Here is an 18,230-nt window from a genome sequence, read left to right on the forward strand (position 1 = left end):
CAAACCCGCCCTTGCCTTGAGAGCGTGGCTTCACCGGGAACGCCCCGGTCGCGGCTAAAAAGCCGCGCTTATCTACACGCCCGCGTTCACGAACCAAACATCCCGTCCCGCGAACCATCCCACCTCCCCCCGCTGCACCGGCCACTCAGGTCGCAAGTGGTAGCATTCTTTGTTTCCGGTCCACGCGTCATCCATGGTCAGCCTATTCCGCCGCAACAAGCCCCAGGACAACGCCGGCGAGAGCCGCACGCAGCGCTACAGCATTGAGGAACTGGCCGCCGCCTTCCCCAAGCCGGCAAGCGCCGAACCCGCTGCACCGGCGCCGTCGGAGCCGCCTGTCGCTGAGGCGGCGCCTGCCGTCCCAGTACCCGCCCCTACGCCGGAACCGACGCCCGCGCCGGTCGCCGAACGCAACGTGCAGGCCCCCGCCCCGGTCGCGGTCCCGCAGCCGCAACCGGCGCCACTGCCGCCGGCAGCGCCCACGCCCCCGCCGCAGGCCTATGTGCCGACGCCGGCCGCCGCGCCGGCGTCGAGCGTGCCGCAGCCGACGCCCGCCCCCGCCCAGCCGCCCGTCGCGGTGTCCGTGTCCTCGCCGGTGACTGCGTCCACCGACGCCGACCTGGTCCGCAGCGACGCGCTACCCGCCGCGCCGGCCGGCAAGCCTGGCTGGCGCGAGCGGCTGCGCAACAGCAGCTTCGCGCGCAGCGTCGGCAGCCTGTTCTCGCGCAATCCCAAGCTCGACGACGACCTGCTCGACGAGATCGAGACCGCGCTGATCACCGCCGACGTCGGCATCCCCGCCACCACCGCGCTGATCGAGAGCCTGCGCAAGCGCATGAAGGCGCGCGAGTTCGCCGATGCCAGGGCGCTGCAGCAGGCGCTGCGCGCCGACCTGCTGGCGATCCTGCAGCCGGTGGCCAGGCCGCTGCAGATCGACCGCAACGCCAAGCCCTTCGTGGTGCTGACCGTCGGCGTCAACGGCGTCGGCAAGACCACCACCATCGGCAAGCTGGCCAAGCGCTTCAAGGACGAGGGCCACAGCCTGATGCTGGCCGCCGGCGACACCTTCCGCGCCGCGGCGGTGGCGCAGCTGCAGGCCTGGGGCGAGCGCAACGGCGTCAGCGTGATCGCGCAAGGCCAGAACGCCGACGCCGCCTCGGTGGCCTTCGATGCACTGCAGGCCGGCAAGGCGCGCGGCACCGAGGTGCTGATCGCCGATACCGCCGGCCGCCTGCACACCCAGACCGGACTGATGAACGAACTGGGCAAGATCCGCCGCGTGCTCGGCAAGCTCGACCCCGGCGCCCCGCACGAAGTGCTGATGGTCATCGACGGCACCACCGGCCAGAACGCGCTGTCGCAACTACGCCAGTTCCACGCCGCGGTCGGCGTCACCGGCCTGGTGGTGACCAAGCTCGACGGCACCGCCAAGGGCGGCGTGGTGTTCGCCCTGGCCCGCGAATTCGGCATCCCGATCCGCTTCGCCGGCATCGGCGAGCGCCCCGAGGACCTGCGCGTGTTCGATGCCGAGGCCTTCGTCGACGCGTTGCTGCCAGAAGCCCTCGGCGGCTGACCGCTGAAGCCCCTCTCCCTCCGGGAGAGGGGTTGGGGTGAGGGTGCGGCGGAGTCTGCCACGCCGGCACTAGCGCTACCCAAACCGCACCAGGCTTCGCCCGTACCCTCATCCGGCCCTTCGGGCCACCTTCTCCCGGAGGGAGAAGGAACGACCAATGCCAGCATGCGCCAGCCACCCGACACCTTCCCCGCCCGCCTGCTCGCCTGGTTCGACCGCCACGGACGCCACGACCTGCCCTGGCAGCATCCGCGCAGTCCGTACCGGGTGTGGCTGTCGGAAATCATGCTGCAGCAGACCCAGGTGGCGGTGGTCATCCCCTACTTCCTGCGCTTCCTGCAGCACTTCCCGACCCTGCCCGACCTGGCGGCCGCCGACAACGACGCGGTGATGGCGCAATGGGCCGGGCTGGGCTACTACGCCCGTGCGCGCAACCTGCATGCCGCCGCCAAGCGCTGCGTGGAACTGCACGATGGCGACCTGCCGCGCGATTTCGAGGCCCTGCACGCGCTGCCCGGCATCGGCCGCAGCACCGCCGGCGCGATCCTCAGCCAAGCCTGGAACGACCGCTTCCCGATCCTGGACGGCAACGTCAAGCGCGTGCTGACCCGCTATCACGGCATCGCCGGCTATCCCGGCCTGCCGGCGGTGGAAAAGCCGCTGTGGGCGCTCGCGCAGGACCACGTGGCCGCCGTGCCGGACGGGCGCATGGCCGACTACACCCAGGCGCAGATGGATTTCGGCGCCACCCTGTGCACCCGCGCCAACGCGGCCTGCGTGCTGTGCCCGCTGCAGGACGACTGCGTGGCGCGCCGCGACGGCCTGGTCGAGGCGCTGCCCACGCCCAAGCCGGGCAAGACCCTGCCCGAGCGCGAGGCGCTGGCGCTGCTGCTGGAGAACGCCGCCGGCGACCTGCTGCTGCAGCGGCGTCCGCCGACCGGCATCTGGGCCTCGCTGTGGACCCTGCCGCAGGCCGAGACCGACAGCGAACTGCGCGCCTGGTACGCGCGCTGGATGCGCGGGCGCGCCTACGACGACGCCGAAGCGCTGCCGCCGATCGTGCACACCTTCAGCCATTACCGCCTGCACCTGCAGCCGCTGCGCCTGCGCAAGGTCGCCATGGGCGATGCGCTGGGCGACAATGCCGACCTGCGCTGGGTGGCGCGCGCCGACCTGTCGGCGCTGGGCCTGCCCGCACCGATCCGCAAACTGCTCGACGGCCTCTAGCGCGCCAGCGCGCGCCGCCGCACGCACCGCCAGGAATTGCCATGTCCCGCACCGTCTTCTGCCAGTACCAGCAACGCGACGCCGAAGGGCTCGATTACGTGCCGTATCCCGGCGAACTCGGCAAGCGCGTGTTCGCGCACATCGGCAAGGCCGGCTGGCAGGCCTGGCTGGCGCACCAGACCATGCTGATCAACGAGAACCGGCTGTCGCCGCGCGACCCCAAGCACCGTGCGTTCCTGGAAACGGAACTGGAGAAGTTCCTGTTCCAGGGCGGCGCCGACAAGCCCGAGGGCTATGTGGCGCCCGACCAGGCGTCCTGAGCACCACCGCGTCGTCGCGTCACAGACGCACACCGACGCTCAGACACTACCAAGCGCCTGCTTCCGTCGCGCCTCACCCGATCTCCTAGGAGCGGCGTCAGCCGCGACAGGGCCTTACCGGTAACGCCCGTCGCGGCTGAAGCCGCTTCTGCGCCTGTGTCTTAGAGCTATCTGGCCTTGCCGCACACTGCATGCAGCCGCACCTAACGCGACAGGTGCGACATCACACTAGCTGCATCACCGCGCGCCGCCGCCTCGCGAATCCCAAATCCCAAATCCCGGCACTACGTCAGCTCCCAGGCGCCTGCTGCGCCCGCTCCTGCACCTTGGCCTCGCGCAGTTCCTTCTCCGAGGTACGCAGCGCCTTGACGTCGAGCGGGCGGATGCTGTCGATGCGGCACGGCAGGCGAATCGCGCCGGGGCCGCCGCCGAGCACCAGCACGTCGTCGAACTTCGCCGAGACCTGGCTGCCGAAATGGGTGATGGCGATGCTGGGGGCGAAATCCAGGTCCTGGCAGGGGCCGGCGAATTCCAGCAGATACGCCTGGTTCGGCCGCGTCCACACCGCCAGCGCACTGTCGCCGAGCGCGGTCCAGCCGCTGAGCCGGTTGAAGTACTGGAAGTCGCGCACCGGCGCACCGGCGTGGGCGCGGTACAGGGTCAGGCGTTCGTCGTCGCTGAGGCGATTGGTGGCGCAGCCGGCCAGCATGGCCGTGGCGACAAGAGAGGACAGCAGCAGGCGTTTCATGACAGCGCTCCTGATGGTGTGGAGCGCATCATGCGCCCGCGGCCGTGCGCGCGCGCATGGCCGCGCGCGCGGCGTTCAGCGACAAGGCAGCCAGCGCCGCGCAGCACCGCGGCACCGTCACCGCGCGGCGCTGCGCGCCGATTCGCAGAAGCGCTGCCGGTACTCCAGCGCCTTGGGCATGAGCGCCTGCAGGTTCTGGATGCGGGTACCCGGATTGGGATGGGTGGAGGCGAACTCCGGCGGCGCCTGGCCGCCGCTGCTGGCGCTCATCCGCTCCCACAGCGGCACCGCTGCGCGCGGGTCGAAACAGGCCGCGGCGGCCAGCATCAGCCCCACTTCGTCGGCCTGGGTCTCGTGGCTGCGCGCGTACGGCAGCAGGTAGCCGTAGCCCATCGCCGCCATCGCCATCTGCTGCTGTTGCGGGTCCAGGCCGCCGGCGGCGCCGGCCATCTGCCCGATCTGGGTCAGCTTCTGCTGGGCCATGCGCTGCGCGCCGTGCCGCAACAGTGCATGCGCGATCTCGTGGCCCATCACCACCGCCATCGCATCGGCGTTGCCGGCGACCGGGAACAGGCCGGTGTAGACCGCCATCTTGCCGCCGGGCAGGCAGAACGCGTTGGCCTGTTCGGACGGGATCACGTTGACGTCCCATTCGAAGCTGCGCGCCGCATGCTGCGCCTGCATGCCGTGTTCGGCAGCCAGGGCGTCTTCCACCACGTCGACCTTGGCGATCAGCCGTTGCGCGATCGCCCGCACCTGCCGCGCCTGCGGCGCCTGCGGGTCCAGCGGCCGTTCCTGCGCCAGGATCTCCTGATAGGCCTGCAGGCCCAGGGCTTTCTCGTCCTCCACGTTCAACGAGCGGTCGATCAGCACCTGCTCGCCGGTGTACGGATCCTCGCTGCGGTTGGAGAACCAGTAGTACCCGGCATAGACCGCAAAGCCCAGCAGCACCAGCCAGCGCACCCCACCCAGCGGCCCGCGGCGGCCGCCCGGTTCGCCGCCCTGGCGGCCGAAGACGTCATTCATCCCACTCCCCTCGCTGACTGGTGAGGCAATCTAGCGTCGGCGCCGACGCGGCCGCGTCAAATGCCGCGGACCAGGCGGAAACCGACGCGCGCGCTGGTGCTGTCCGAATCCTGCATCAGCCGCCACGCCGCGCGGGTCTGCTCGGGCGCATTGGCCCAGTTGCCGCCGCGCACCACCCGCGAGCGGCAGCCCGGGTTGTACCAGGCCGCGCCGTCGGCCGGCGCGCGCCGGTAGCTGGCATGCCAGCAGTCGGCAACCCATTCGCTGAGATTGCCGGCCATGTCGTGCAGGCCCCAGGCGTTGGCGGAAAAACTGGCGACCGGGGCCGGCCCCCAGAAGCCGTCGGTGTAGCCGACGAAGGCGTTGCGCCAGTGCCGGCCGCTGGGCGAGACGTCGCCACCGCCGGTGAAGTTGCCGCTGCCGCGCGGCGGCGTGCCGGCATTGCCCCAGGGATAGCGGCCGCGGCTGCCGGCGCGCAGGGCGTACTCGAACTCGGCCTCGCTGGGCAGCCGGTAGTGGCGCCCGGTCTGCTGCGAAAGCCAGGCCGCATACGCCTCGGCGTCGCGCACACTGACGTGCATCACCGGGCTGTTGGGCGCCGCCCGCGCGCCCTGGTAGTCGGACTGCCAGTCCACGCCGTTGCGGCGCACGAAGTTTCCGCTGCGCTCGTCGTAGACGGTGGAATGGCCGCGCCGGGTGGCGCGCGGGCGCGCATTGGTCGCCTCCACGAAACGGCGGAACTCGGCCACGGTGACTTCGGTGATCGACATGGCGAAGCCGCGGTCGAAACGCACGTAGTGCTGCGGCATCTCAGACGGCGAGGCGCCGGGTTCGGTCTCGGCTGCGCCCATGCGGAAGCCGCCGTGCGGCACCACGATCATCTGCGGGCCGCGTCCGCCGTCGTGCATGCCGTCGGTGAACACCTGGCCGGGGCGGAAACTGCCGTAGTGGGTGGCCAGGTCGATGCGTTCGCGCAGCATCGCCGCCACCGGATCGCCCGGATCGGCGATGCGCAGCACGTCGCCCAGGCGCTCGCGCGCCGACTTCAACCCGGCCGGCGTGGCCAGATCGCGCAACCCGGCATCGCGCAAGGCGGCGATGCGCGCCACCCGTACCTGCTCCACGCGCACGCGCGCGTCGTGCACCGTGGGCGCGTCCTCGCGGACCCGCGCCGCGCGTGCCAGCCAGCTGCCGGCGGCGGCGAAATCCGAGGCCGCTGCCGCCATCTCGGCGCGGCGGATCAACGCGCTCTCCACCGCCGCCACGCCCTGCCGCGCGCGGTCATCGTGCGCATCCAGCTGCAGCGCCTCGCGGAAATTGGCCAGGGCGCCATTGCCGTCCTCGCCCAGGCGGCCGCCGCGCAGGTCGTCCTCGCCGGCGCGGTTGTAGGCCAGTACCCGCGCGGCGGTCTCCACCCGCTGTTGCAGGCGCCGCACCGCCGGATCCTCGGCATCCAGCCACAGCGCCACCATCGCGATGCGCGTGGCCTGCTCGAGCGTGCGCTCGGAAAGATCCGGATCGCCCAGCGCCTGCGCGCCGAGCTGCAGCAACCGCCGCCGCGCCTTGCGCAGGCCGTCCTGGGCGATGCGATCGTTCGGCGCCAGGCTGCGGATCGCCAGATACAGCGGAATCGCCGACTGCGCATCCTCGAACAGGCGATCGGCGGCCAGCGCGCGCGCCGCCTCGCGCCGTGCCTGCGGCAGGCCGCTGCGGCTCAGCGTCGGCAACGGCGGTTGCCAGTGCGCCACGGTCTCGGCCGCATCTTCGCCGCCGATGGTGACGCTGGGCGCCTGCACCGGCCTGGCCGGTGTCGACTGCGCCGGGGCGATGGCCGCGGCGGTCGCCGGCGCGGTCCCGGCGGCCGGCGCCGGCGGCTGCCGCGCACAGCCGACCAGCGCCGCCGCAAGCATGCTCCAGACCATCACAACGCCGCTGCTGCGCACTTTTCCTCCGAACCATGGCCCTTGCGACGCCGTCCCGTCCGGCGCGCCGTGCGGCCGGCGGAGCGACGTTAGGCTATTCTCGCCTGCCTGAGCAAACCCTGCAGTCAACGGAAATCACGTGCCTTATTGGATCAAGCAACCCGCCGAGCTGAGCGAACGGCTGGCGCAGCGGCCGGCCCGCATCGGCCTGGATACCGAATTCGTCCGCGAACGGACCTACTGGCCGCAACTGGCGCTGGTACAGATGGCGGTGGGCGACGAGATCCTGCTGATCGACCCGCTGATCCCGGGCATGCCGCAGGCGCTGGCGCCGTGGCTGAGCGATCCGGGCATCCTCAAGATCATGCACAGCGCCAGCGAAGACCTCGTCGCCTTCAAGTGCGCCTGCGGCACCCTGCCGCGGCCGCTGTTCGATACCCAGATCGCCGCCGGCCTGGCCGGGCTCGGCGCCGGCATGGGCTACCAGAAATTGGTGCTGGAGATCACCGGCGTGCACCTGGCCAAGGGCGAGACCCGCTCGGACTGGCTGCGCCGCCCGCTGTCGCCGGCGCAACTGGAATACGCCGCCGACGACGTGCGCCACCTGTTCGCGCTGCACGACGCGCTGCAGGCGCGGCTGCAGACCCTGGAGCGCAGCGACTGGCTGCACGAGGACGGCGAACGCCTGCTCGGCACCGTCGAACAGGACGATGGCGAGCGCTGGCCGCACCTGGGCATGCGCTCGGCGCAGTTCATGGACCGCCCGGCGCAACTGCGCCTGCTGCGCCTGCTGCGCTGGCGCGACACGCAGGCCCGGCACAGCGACAAGCCGCGCAGCTGGATCCTGGACAACGAACTGGCCGCCACCCTGGCGCGGTTCCCGCCGCAGGATCCGCCGGCCATGCTGGCGCTGTTCGACAAGCACCCCAAGGCGCCGCGCAAACTCAGCGACGCGCTGTGGCAGGCGCTGACCACGCCGCTGGCCGACGAGGCCGACGCACCGCAGGCGCTGGCCGCCAGCGACGACAACAAGGCCGCGCTGAAGCGGCTGCAGGACGCGGTGGCCGCACGCAGCGCCGAACTCGGCCTGCCCGACGGCCTGCTGGCCTCGCGCAAGCACCTGGAAGCCCTGCTGGAAAGCGCGCAATGGCCGCAGCCGCTGGCCGGCTGGCGCAGGCGCGAACTGGAACCGCGGCTGCAACCGCTGCTGGGCGCCGCGCGCTGAGCGGATGCGGTCGGCCATCGGCATAAAAAAAGGCCAGGAAATCCTGGCTTTTTTTCGTTCGCTCAATACTTGAAGAGCGGGAACTTCAGATCCGGATGGCGCGCCTTCCATTCGTTGTAGGCGGCGGTGCCTTCCCAGGCGGCGAACGCCTTGGGGGTGCGGCCGCGGCCGGACCAGGTTTCGCCGGTATGCGGCAACTGGTACTTCGGCTTGACCTCGCTGCGGCCACCGGCGGACTTGCTGCTGGCCGGCTTGGGCGCCGCGCTGGTCACGTAGGCGGCGATCTCGTTGCGCTGCTTGGCGCTGAAGAACTCGGCGAACTGTTCCAGCAGCGACAGCACGTTGGCGTGCGCCGCATTGGTTTCGCCCTCGCGCGCCTGCCGCTCCTGCTCTTCCAGCTTGCGCATTTCTTCCTGCAGCTTGGCCTTGGCTTCGGCGATCTGTTGCAAGTTGCGAACTTCCGTCATGTGTAAAAGACCTGTCTTTAAGGAAAAGGTATGAGGCGGACGGTATATTCCGTCCGGAACGAAATCACTGCGGGAGATTTCGGCCGCCGAGTATATCGACTCCATGCGAGCGCTGTAGACAGCATGCTGAGCGCGTTTGCGATGGCGCCCGACCCGTCAACCACCCCGGCGCCGCGGATGTTGCGGTGCCCCCCTTGGCACGCGGCCCCGTGCCCAGTTACACTACGCGTCTGATGTGGGGCGGTAGCTCAGCTGGGAGAGCGTCGCGTTCGCAATGCGAAGGTCGAGGGTTCGATCCCCTTCCGCTCCACCATCTTGCCGTCTTCGACGGTGCAAACGAGGTCAGACAGCCACCAGGCTCTCTGGCCTTTTTTGTTGGCCGATCGTGCGCCTGGAGGCGTTCGATCGCGCGACGTCGGGCGTGTTGCGCGACCGGGAATCCCGGGCCTTCGTCCTGGACGGACGGGAAGCGGGAGCAACGCGCTCCCGCCGCCACATCGCTCAGTCCTGCTCGCCCTGCCCCGCCTCGTCCTGGCCGGAACGCGGGCCGCGCTCGTGCGCCTCGCGCAGCTTCTGGTCTTCCAGGCCGGGCCGTTGCTTGGCGGTGTCGTCCTGGGCACGGTCCTGCTGGCCCTCGTGGATGCCCTGCTGCTTGCCGGACTGGGTGGTTTCGTCTTTTGCCATGGTCTGCACCTCGCTGGGGCGGATGCCCGTTTCAGGCCACCCTAGCGAGGCCGCCGTGATGCATGGATCACGGCATGCCCGGCATCACGCCGCCAGCGCCGGCGCGCCGGCCTCTGCGATGTCGTCGCTGCGCAGCAGCCGCGCGCGGTCCAGCAGGATCACCAGCCGATCCTCCAGCTTGCCCATGCCCTGCAGCAGGTCGCGGCGGATATCGCTGCCGAAGCTCGGCGGCGCTTCGATCTGCTGCGGCTGCAGTTCCAGCACCTCGTTGACCGCGTCCACCAGCAGGCCGAAGGACTGCGCGCCACCGGCCTCGTCGGTGGCGGCGGTGGCGATGACGATACAGCTGCGCCGGGTGACCTGGCTGGGCGCGCGGCCGAGCCGCGACTGCAGGTCCACCACCGGCACCACCGCGCCGCGCAGGTTGATCACCCCGCGCACGCAGGCCGGCATGGTCGGCACCGGGGTCGGCGTGCGGTACTCGATGATCTCGTGGATGCCGGCGATATTGAGTCCGAACAGTTCGCGATCCAGTTGGAAGGTCAGGAACTGCCAGCCGCCATGCGGCGTGTCCGCGGCCGCGTGCTCGTAACGATCGTTGTGCATGGTGTTCCCCTTCAGAAGTTGACGAACTGGCCTTCGTCCGGCGCATCCGCCAGCGCGTAGGCCGGAACCGGCCGCGCGCGCGGGCGCAGACCCTTGCCGGCGTTGCGCAGCGGCCGGGTGGCGGCCGGCCTGGGCGTCACCGGCGCAGCGCGGCGGGGCGCGGCCAGGTCCTGTTCGCGGTTGAGGCGGAAGAATCCCATCGCCTGCTGCAACGATTCGGCCTGGGTGCTCATCTGCTCGGCGGTCGCCGCCAGTTGCTCTGAGGCCGCCGCATTCTGCTGCGTGGCCTGGCTGAGCTGGGACACCGCCAGGTTGATCTGGGTGACGCCGGAGGACTGCTCCTGCGAGGCCGAGGCGATCTCCTGCACCAGATCCGAGGTCTTCTTGATGCTGGGCACGATGGTGCCGAGCAGGTTGCCGGCGCGATCGGCCAGGCCCACGCTGCTGGCGGCGACTTCGCCGATCTCCTGCGCGGCGACCTGGCTGCGCTCGGCCAGCTTGCGCACTTCCGCCGCCACCACCGCGAAGCCCTTGCCGTGCTCGCCGGCACGCGCGGCCTCGATCGCCGCGTTCAACGCCAGCAGGTTGGTCTGGTAGGCGATGTCGTCGATGATGCCGATCTTCTGCGCGATCTGCTTCATCGCATGGGTCGAGGCCAGCACCGCTTCGCCGCCCTCCACCGCTTCCTTGGCCGCCTGCGCCGACATGCCCTCGGTGACCTTGGCGTTGTCGGTGTTCTGCGCGATGGACGCGGTCATCTGCTCCAGCGACGCACTGGTTTCCTCCACGCCGGAGGCCTGCTCGGTGGCGGCCTGGCTCAGCGACTGCGCGGTGGCGCTGACTTCCTCGGACGAACCGGCCAGCGACTGCGCACTGGCGTTGACATCGCCCACCACCTCCGCCAGGCGCTCGACCATCGTCTGCAGCGCCACCATCGCGCTGGTGCTGTCGTTGGGGCGGGTCGGCACCTGCACGGTGAGATCGCCGCGGGCGATCCGCGAGGCCACTTCCATCACCGTGCTCGGCTCGCCGCCGAGTTCGCTCATCAGCGACCGCGCGATCAGGAAACCGATCGCCGACGCGCACAGCGCCGCGATCAGGCTGCCAACGATCAGGGTGAGGTTGGTGCGCTGCTGCAGTTGCTCGGCCTCGGCCGCGCGCACGGCCAGCAACTCGCTCTCGGCGCGGCGCACTTCGGCCATGCGGTCGCGCATCGCGTCCATGTAGGCCTTGCCCTTGGAAGCGCGCACCGAGGCGGCCAAGGCCTCCATCGTCGCCTGGCCCTGGTTGACGTTCTTGCGCAGCGCGATCTGCGGATGCACCGCCTGGCTGAGCCATTGCGCCTGGGTCTGCTTCAGCGCGTTCAGACGTTCCTGCTGCTTGGGATTGTCCGCGGTCAGTTCCTGCGCGGTGCGCAGGTGGCTGTCGAAGCTGGCGACGCCGTCGCGGTAGGGTTGCAGGAACGCGTCCTCGCCGGTCAGCGAGAAGCCGCGCGTGCCGGTCTCGATGTTGACCAGGCTGCTGAGCGCAGCATCGACTTCGGCGATCACCTTGTAGGTGTGGGTGTTCCAGTAATTGGCCTGCGACAACGCGGACACGTTGAAGTAGGCCACGCCGGCCAACGCCAGCAGGATGCACAGGACCACGGCGAAACCGCCGTAGAGTTTGGTGGCGATCTTGAGATTCTTCAGCACGGCACTCTCCCGACAATGGGCAGTTGTGACAACGACAGCGACACGGAACTGGCGGCGCGACGGCGCCGCCAGGGAATGGATCAGGCGCGACCCAGCAGCGCTTCGCTGCGGTCGCGATTGCCTGCACCGGGACGGCGCGCGGCAGCGGAGGTGGCACGCGGCGCCCAGCGCGAACCGGCCGCGCGCAGCGGTAACGACGCTTCGCTTTCGTCCAGCGGCTGTGCGGCGCGGCGCGCGGCGGCGGACAACTGGAAGAAGGCCATGCTTTCCTGCAACTGCACGGCCTGCGTGCTCATCGATTCGGCGGTGGCGGCCAGCTCTTCGGAAGCGGTGGCGTTCTGCTGGGTGATCTGGCTCAGCTGCACCACCGCCACGTTGATCTGGGTGACGCCGGAGGACTGCTCCTGCGAGGCGGCAGCGATTTCCTGCACCAGGTCCGAGGTCTTCTTGATGCTCGGTACGATGGTCTCCAGCAATTGCCCGGCGCGCTCGGCCAGTTCCACGCTGGAACCGGCGACCTCGCCGATCTCCTGCGCGGCGACCTGGCTGCGCTCGGCCAGCTTGCGCACTTCCGCGGCGACCACGGCAAAGCCCTTGCCGTGCTCGCCGGCGCGCGCGGCCTCGATCGCCGCATTCAACGCCAACAGGTTGGTCTGGTAGGCGATGTCGTCGATGATGCCGATCTTGTGCGCGATCTGCTTCATCGCCGCCACCGTGGCCACCACCGCCTCGCCACCTTCCAGGGTCTCGCGGGCCGCCTGCGCGGCCATGCCGTCGGTCACCTTGGCGTTGTCGGTGTTCTGCGCGATCGAGGCGGTCATCTGCTCCAGCGAGGCGCTGGTTTCTTCCACACTGGCGGCCTGCTCGGTCGAGGCCTGGCTCAGCGACTGCGCGGTGGCGCTGACTTCCTCCGACGCGCCGGCCAGGCTCTGCGCACTGGCGTTGACCTCGCCCACCACCTGCTGCAGTTTCTCGACCATGCGCTGCATCGCCAGCAGCAACTGCGCGGTCTCGTCGCGGCCGCGCACATCGATCGACATGCTCAGGTCGCCCTCGGACAGCGCATTGGCCACGCTGACCGCCTTGCCGATCGGCCGGGTCACGCTGCGGCTGATGAACACGCCCAGGCCCACGCCGAGCAGCACGCCGCCGATCACGATGGCGAGCATGGTGCGGGTGCTGCTGGCGTAGATCTCGTCGGTGGCGTCGTTGGCCTTGGACGCATTTGCTTCCTTGATCTCGCTCAGCTCCGACATCAGCGCGTCCAGTTCGTCGGAGCTGCTGCGCACGCTCTTGGACAGTTCCGCGAGCTGCGCGTTGCCTTCCGGCAGCGGCTCGCGCATCACCGAGTCGACGAACTGGCCACGTCGCTCCAGGTAGGTCTTCCACACCTGATCGAAGCGGGCCAGCTTGGCCAGCGTATCCGGGTCGTCGAACGACGCCCTGGCCTTGTCCATGTGCTCGACCACCTTGGTGGTGTACTTGTCGAGGCTGGCGACCTGCTTGGCGCGGTCTTCCGCCGTGCTGGCCAACTGCAGGTTGGCGCGCGAGCGGCCGGCGTTGATCAGATTGATGTTGGCCTCTTTCAGATGCGACAGGCCCAGCAGCTCGCGCTCGTACAGCACCGTGGCGTAGTCGTTGATCCGGCCCGAGTTGCGGATGCCGACCCAGCCGATGCAGGCGCCGATCGCTGCCACGATCAGGAATGCCGCCGTCAGCCTGACCCCGATTTTCATATTGCCCAACATGGTGTGTACCCCGATTTGTGTGTGTCCGCCTGCGCCGGGCGATGCATCCGGCGGCGTGTCGCGGCGCCTCGCGGAGCGGTGCCACTCGCTGCGTCGCGAGAGCAACGCTGCGCTGCAACGTCATGCGTGAGGGCTATCGGCGCGATTGAGAGCGCCTTTAAATCGGGCGAAAACTGCAGAATCCCGCATAACGCAGGCGGTTTCGCGACATTCGTGAATGCGCAAAGGTCATTGCGCCGTGGCCCTCGACGCACGGGAGAGAAGGCGCGGGTCGCACGGCGCCGATGTCGCACTTGTTCTGCAACGGCAGATTTCCCCGGTTTTGCACAGAGGCCGAAGTGGGATACCAACCCCTTTAATTTGTAGACAGAATGTGAAAGCAGCGCCGATATGTCACAAGCGCTGTCGCGGAGGGCGGGCACCACGCACCGCCTTCACACCATCGACGGTGCCACGCGCATGCGTCGTTCCGCCGCAGTGCCGCCGCGCAACAGCCGCTGCGCATGCGCCTGCTCCTCGGCCGCCATGTCCTGCAGCGGCTCGAAGCGCTCGCCGACCCAGCTCGCCATCGGCACGCCGTCGCGGTACAGCACGCGCGCGCCCGCTACCCGCGGCACCCGCGTACCGGGCAGCACGCTGCCGAGCAGATTGGCCGGATCGGCGGCGGCCACGCACAGCCAGCTGCCGTCGCCGGGCTGGCGGCGGAGTTGCCGCAGCAGGCCGATCGCCTCGGGCAGGGCGAACTGCTCGCCGGACAGGCCGTCGATGAAGCGCCCACCGCGGATCTCGCCGCGCGCCTCCAGCCGATGGTAGACGCGCAGCAGTTCGCGCCACGGCGGCAGCCACGCCGCCTCGCGCTCGAGCAGGCGCCAGCAGACCACGCCGTAGCGGCGCAGCAGGGTCCGCGCGACGTGCTCGACCGCCTCGCCGCGTGCGGCCGGGTCGTCGGCCTCGGTGTCGGCACGCAGCACCGCCCAGCGTCCGGCGTCCTGGATGCCGCCATACAGCGCCATGCGCGGCCGCCGCCGCGACAGCGCCGAGGGACGCTTCGACGGCGGCACCAGCAGGGCGCGCAGGCCGGCGTAGCTGTCGCAATGGACTCGGCCGGCGGCGACCAGTTCGGCCAGCGCCGCCTCCAGTTCGGTGGACAGCAGGCGCGTGGCCTCGGCGATCTCGTCGAAGAACGAGGCGCCGTGCGCCTCGAGATGGTCGGCGACCTTGCGCGCGCGCGATCCCAGCGCACCGGCTTCCGGCGCTGGCGACAGCCGCGACCAGTGGCCGGCGCTACGCCGCGGCAGCAGCAGGATCGGCGTGCTGCGCAGGGTCGGCGCCGCACCACCGGCACCGGGGCGCAGCCGCGTCCACAGCGTGCGCCCGGCGCTGCAGGCCTCGTCCAGCCACGCCGGGCGATAGTCGCGCAGCCGCGCCGGCAACAGCTCCGCCTCCCACAGCGGCGCCGCGGCCTCCACGCCCTCCAGTTGCGCCAGCACCGCCGCCAGCGCCTCGGCGCCGGCGACCTGCCCTTCCGCATCCAGATGCTGCCAGCGGAACAGGAAACGCGCGTAGTCGCGCGGCGCCACCGGTTCGATCTCGCGGCGCAGGCGGCCGAGGGTATAGCGGTGGATGCGTGCCAGCAGGTGGCGCTCGCACCATTGCTCGCCATCGGCGTCGGCGCTGAAGCGCCCGCCCAGCACATAGCCGTCCTGCTGCAGCGCCAGCAGCCCCGCCTGCACCTCGCGCAACGGCAGGTGCAGCGGCGCCGCCAGCGCGAGCGCGGTGACCGGCCCCAGCCCCGCCAGGCGCCAGCGCAGCAGTTCGCGTACCGCGCTGTCGCGGTCCCAGTCGGCAACCGCATAGCCCTCGGGCACGGCGATGGGCGGCTGCGCGCTGGCCTGCGGGTACAGCGGCGCCACCGCCGCCAGCGCCTCGGCCGCCACCCACAGCGCCGCCGCGGCGCCGTCCACGCCGTGCAGGCAGGTGGCGCGCGCGTCGGCGGCCAATTCTTCCAGCCACTGCCGCCACTGCGGCTGCGTGGCGGCCTCGTCCGCGCTCAGCACGCCGAGCGTGAGCAGCGCTTCGTGCATCTCGTCGCGGCTGCGCGGCTGCGGCCAGGCCTCCTCGCGCACCGCGGCGATCGCCTGCGGGTCCAACTGGCCGAGATCGTCGGCGCTGTCCGGATCCTGATAGCGGCGGCTCTGCACCGCCTGGGTCCGTCGTTCTTCCAGCGGTGCGTCGTCGAGGAAGGCATAGGGCCGCGCCTCCAGGGCCTCGGCCGCCAGCGGCGATGGCGCGGTCAGTTCGCGCGCCAGCACGCGCACGTCGCCGGCCTCGATGCCGCGCAGCAGCTGCAGCCAGCCAGCGCTGTCCATCGCCCCATCCAGGCAATCGCGCAGGGTCTGCGCCACCAGCGGATGCTCGGGAATCTCGCGCTCGCCAACCAGGTTCTCCGCGCAGGCCACCTGGTCCGGGAACACCGTGGCCAGCAGATCCTCGGACTTCATCCGCTGCAGTTGCGGTGCGACCTTGCGGCCGCCGGTGAAGCGCGGCAATGCCAGCGCGTTGGTCGCGTTCCAGCGCCAGCGCACGCCGAACAGCGGCGCGTCCAGCAGCGCCTGCACCAGCACGTCCAGCGCCGAGGCGGCGCGCAGGTAACGCGCCACCTCGTCCAGGGCGAAACTGTGCCGGGTCGACAGCGACAGCACGATCGCGTCCTCGGTCGCAGCCGCCTGCAGTTCGAAATTGAAGGTGCGGCAGAAACGCTTGCGCAGGGCCAGGCCCCAGGCGCGGTTGATGCGGCTGCCGTAGACGCTGTGGATCACCAGCTGGGTGCCGCCGGTGGCGTCGAAGAAGCGTTCCAGCACGATGCACTGCTGGGTCGGCAAGGCGCCCAGCGCCGCATGCGCGCGGCCCAGGTAATCGACGACCTGCTGCGCGGCGGCCGCGTCCAGCGCCAGCGGGCCGCACAGCCACTGCAGCGCCTGCGCCGCCCCGCCCTGCTCCAGCGCCTGTTCGACCTCGGTGCGCAGCCGCGACACGCCCAGCGACAGCGCGTCGCTGCGCCCGGGCGCTTCCCCCATCCAGAACGGGATGTTGGGCGGCGCACCGCGCGCGTCCTCCACCCGCACCTTTCCCGCTTCCACGCGCAGGATGCGGTAGCTGGCGTTGCCGAGCTGGAACACATCGCCGCCGAGGCTCTCCACCGCGAAATCCTCGTTGACCGTGCCGATGGTCTGCGCCTGCGGCTCCAGCACCACGCTGTAGTCGCCGGTCTCGGGAATGGTGCCACCGGAAGTGAGCGCGGCCATCCGCGCACCGCGGCGCTGGCGCACGCGGCGATGCACCGCATCGCGATGCAGGTAGCCGGCGCGCGGCCCCAGCCGCGTGCTGAAACCTTCGCAGAGCATGCGCAGCACCGCGTCGAACTGCGCGCGCGGCAGCGCCGCATACGGCCAGGCGCCACGCACCAGCGCGTACAGCGCGTCTTCTTCCCACTCCTGGCAGGCGACCTCGGCGACGAGCTGCTGGGCGAGCACGTCCAGCGGCGCATCGAGCATGCGCAGCGCATCCAGTTCGCCGCGGCGCACGCAATCCAGCAGGGCCGCGCACTCGACCAGGTCGTCGCGCGACTGCGGGAACAGCCGCGCCTTGGGCGTGCCGCCCACCGCATGCCCGGAGCGGCCGGCGCGCTGCAGGAACGCGGCGATGGAACGCGGCGAGCCGAGCTGGCAGACCAGGTCGACGTCGCCGATGTCCAGACCCAGTTCCAACGATGCCGTGGCCACCAACACCTGCAGGTCGCCGGCCTTGAGCCGGCGCTCGGCGAGCAGCCGCGTCTCGCGCGCCAGGCTGCCGTGATGCGCCGCCACCGCCTGCGTGCCGAGCAGCTCGCCGAGGTGCCGCGCGGTGCGCTCGGCCATGCGTCGGGTGTTGACGAACACCAGGGTGGTGCGGTGCGCGCGCACCAGTTCGGCCAGTCGCGTGTACACCTGCTGCCACTGGTCGGCGGACATGGTCACGCTGAGCGGCGTCGGCGGCACCTCCAGTGCCAGGTCGCGGGCGCGCGCATAGCCGACGTCGACGATGGCGCAGTCGGCAACGCCGTCGTGCACCGCAGCGCTGCCGACCAGGAAGCGCGCGACCGCCTCGATCGGCTTCTGCGTCGCCGACAGGCCGATGCGCAGCGGCGGCACCTCGCACAGCTGCTGCAGGCGCTGCAACGACAGCGCCAGGTGGCTGCCGCGCTTGTTCGCCGCCAGCGCATGGATCTCGTCGACGATCACCGTGCGCACGTGGCGCAGCGTCTCGCGCCCGGACACCGAGCCGAGCAGCACGTACAGCGACTCCGGCGTGGTCACCAGCACGTGCGGTGGGCGCCGCCGCGCCTGCGCACGCTCGCGCTGCGGCGTGTCGCCGGTGCGCACCGCCGTACGGATCTGCACATCCGGCAACCCCAGCGCCGCCAGTGCGTCGCGGATGCCCTGCAACGGCGCCTCGAGATTGAGCTGGATATCGTTTGAAAGCGCTTTCAGTGGGGACACGTACAGCACCTGAGTGCGGTCGGGCAGGCCGCCTTCACGCAGGCCTTCGCGCACCAGCGCGTCCAGCGCGGCCAGAAACGCCGTCAAGGTCTTGCCGGAGCCGGTCGGCGCAGCCACGAGCGTATGCCGCCCCGCCTGGATCGCCGGCCACGCCTGTTCCTGCGCCGGCGTGGGCGCAGCGAAACGCTGCTCGAACCAGCGTGCCACGGCGGGATGGAAGCGCGTTTGCGCCAACGACATGCGATCTCCTGGGCCACCGCCGCAACGCATGCGCGACGCACCGACGATGCCATCGATGCATATTGTCCACGCGATTGTCTCGCGCCAGCGGCTCGGCAATGAAAATGGTGACGTTATCTGGGCAATCAAGCGCATTCACACGCGAGCGCTGTTTTTACGGGCTTTTCTATTAAGCGTTCATCGAACGACATAATGTCTACCACTCGCTCCGC

General features: G+C 70.5%; 12 protein-coding genes, 1 tRNA gene and 2 pseudogenes. 5 read left to right on the forward strand and 10 right to left on the reverse strand.

Features of this window, described 5'->3' with window-relative positions; all coding sequences use genetic code 11:
- Nucleotides 1-193 precede the first annotated feature (193 nt).
- The 3 genes from ftsY (at nucleotide 194) to PG878_RS13880 (ending at nucleotide 3,120) form a co-directional block, all read left to right on the forward strand.
- On the forward strand, nucleotides 194-1,573 hold the full coding sequence (gene ftsY / locus PG878_RS13870; protein WP_209031830.1) for a signal recognition particle-docking protein FtsY: 1,380 nt from the start codon (nucleotides 194-196) through the stop codon (nucleotides 1,571-1,573).
- A 165-nt stretch (nucleotides 1,574-1,738) separates the two neighbouring features.
- Nucleotides 1,739-2,800, forward strand: coding sequence for an A/G-specific adenine glycosylase (mutY, locus tag PG878_RS13875; protein ID WP_209031832.1), 1,062 nt, complete (start codon nucleotides 1,739-1,741; stop codon nucleotides 2,798-2,800).
- A 41-nt stretch (nucleotides 2,801-2,841) separates the two neighbouring features.
- Nucleotides 2,842-3,120, forward strand: a complete 279-nt coding sequence (locus PG878_RS13880; protein WP_209031834.1) for an oxidative damage protection protein — start codon at nucleotides 2,842-2,844, stop codon at nucleotides 3,118-3,120.
- A 289-nt stretch (nucleotides 3,121-3,409) separates the two neighbouring features.
- Here the strand turns inward: PG878_RS13880 and PG878_RS13885 are convergent, their stop codons facing one another.
- The 3 genes from PG878_RS13885 to PG878_RS13895 form a co-directional block, all read right to left on the reverse strand.
- On the reverse strand, nucleotides 3,410-3,868 hold the full coding sequence (locus tag PG878_RS13885; protein WP_209031837.1) for a DUF6491 family protein: 459 nt from the start codon (nucleotides 3,866-3,868) through the stop codon (nucleotides 3,410-3,412).
- A gap of 117 nt (nucleotides 3,869-3,985) precedes the next feature.
- Entirely contained in the window at nucleotides 3,986-4,894 is a 909-nt protein-coding gene (locus tag PG878_RS13890) for a M48 family metallopeptidase (RefSeq protein ID WP_209031839.1), read from the reverse strand.
- A 56-nt stretch (nucleotides 4,895-4,950) separates the two neighbouring features.
- On the reverse strand, nucleotides 4,951-6,804 hold the full coding sequence (locus PG878_RS13895) for a formylglycine-generating enzyme family protein (protein WP_209031938.1): 1,854 nt from the start codon (nucleotides 6,802-6,804) through the stop codon (nucleotides 4,951-4,953).
- Between the two features lie 151 nt (nucleotides 6,805-6,955).
- Between PG878_RS13895 and rnd the strand changes: the two genes are divergently transcribed.
- The gene (gene rnd, locus PG878_RS13900) at nucleotides 6,956-8,041 is read left to right on the forward strand and encodes a ribonuclease D (protein ID WP_209031841.1); all 1,086 of its coding nucleotides are present in this window, start codon (nucleotides 6,956-6,958) and stop codon (nucleotides 8,039-8,041) included.
- A gap of 62 nt (nucleotides 8,042-8,103) precedes the next feature.
- Here the strand turns inward: rnd and PG878_RS13905 are convergent, their stop codons facing one another.
- Nucleotides 8,104-8,508: an H-NS histone family protein gene (locus tag PG878_RS13905; RefSeq protein ID WP_010344215.1), complete on the reverse strand. Its 405-nt coding sequence runs from the start codon at nucleotides 8,506-8,508 to the stop codon at nucleotides 8,104-8,106.
- A gap of 237 nt (nucleotides 8,509-8,745) precedes the next feature.
- Between PG878_RS13905 and PG878_RS13910 the strand changes: the two genes are divergently transcribed.
- Nucleotides 8,746-8,821, forward strand: a tRNA-Ala gene (locus PG878_RS13910).
- A gap of 188 nt (nucleotides 8,822-9,009) precedes the next feature.
- On the opposite strand, the gene PG878_RS13915 is transcribed toward PG878_RS13910, so the two are convergent.
- The 6 genes and pseudogenes from PG878_RS13915 to PG878_RS13935 form a co-directional block, all read right to left on the reverse strand.
- Nucleotides 9,010-9,192 carry a hypothetical protein gene (locus PG878_RS13915; protein WP_209031842.1) on the reverse strand — a complete coding sequence of 61 codons (183 nt, stop codon included), beginning with the start codon at nucleotides 9,190-9,192 and terminating at the stop codon, nucleotides 9,010-9,012.
- Nucleotides 9,193-9,276: 84 nt separating this feature from the next.
- A complete protein-coding gene (locus tag PG878_RS13920) occupies nucleotides 9,277-9,798 on the reverse strand; it encodes a chemotaxis protein CheW (RefSeq protein ID WP_209031843.1) in 522 nt (173 codons plus the stop codon).
- A gap of 11 nt (nucleotides 9,799-9,809) precedes the next feature.
- Nucleotides 9,810-10,727, reverse strand: a pseudogene (locus PG878_RS20850) (methyl-accepting chemotaxis protein); the annotation flags it as partial.
- Between the two features lie 279 nt (nucleotides 10,728-11,006).
- Nucleotides 11,007-11,492: pseudogene (locus tag PG878_RS20855) on the reverse strand (CHASE3 domain-containing protein); the annotation flags it as partial.
- An 80-nt stretch (nucleotides 11,493-11,572) separates the two neighbouring features.
- Nucleotides 11,573-13,240, reverse strand: coding sequence for a methyl-accepting chemotaxis protein (locus PG878_RS13930; RefSeq protein ID WP_209031845.1), 1,668 nt, complete (start codon nucleotides 13,238-13,240; stop codon nucleotides 11,573-11,575).
- A gap of 434 nt (nucleotides 13,241-13,674) precedes the next feature.
- Nucleotides 13,675-18,018 carry a DEAD/DEAH box helicase gene (locus tag PG878_RS13935; RefSeq protein WP_209031846.1) on the reverse strand — a complete coding sequence of 1,448 codons (4,344 nt, stop codon included), beginning with the start codon at nucleotides 18,016-18,018 and terminating at the stop codon, nucleotides 13,675-13,677.
- Nucleotides 18,019-18,230 lie beyond the last annotated feature (212 nt).

The organism is Xanthomonas hawaiiensis (genome assembly GCF_031834635.1).
GTDB classification, from domain to species: Bacteria; Pseudomonadota; Gammaproteobacteria; order Xanthomonadales; family Xanthomonadaceae; genus Xanthomonas_A; species Xanthomonas_A sacchari.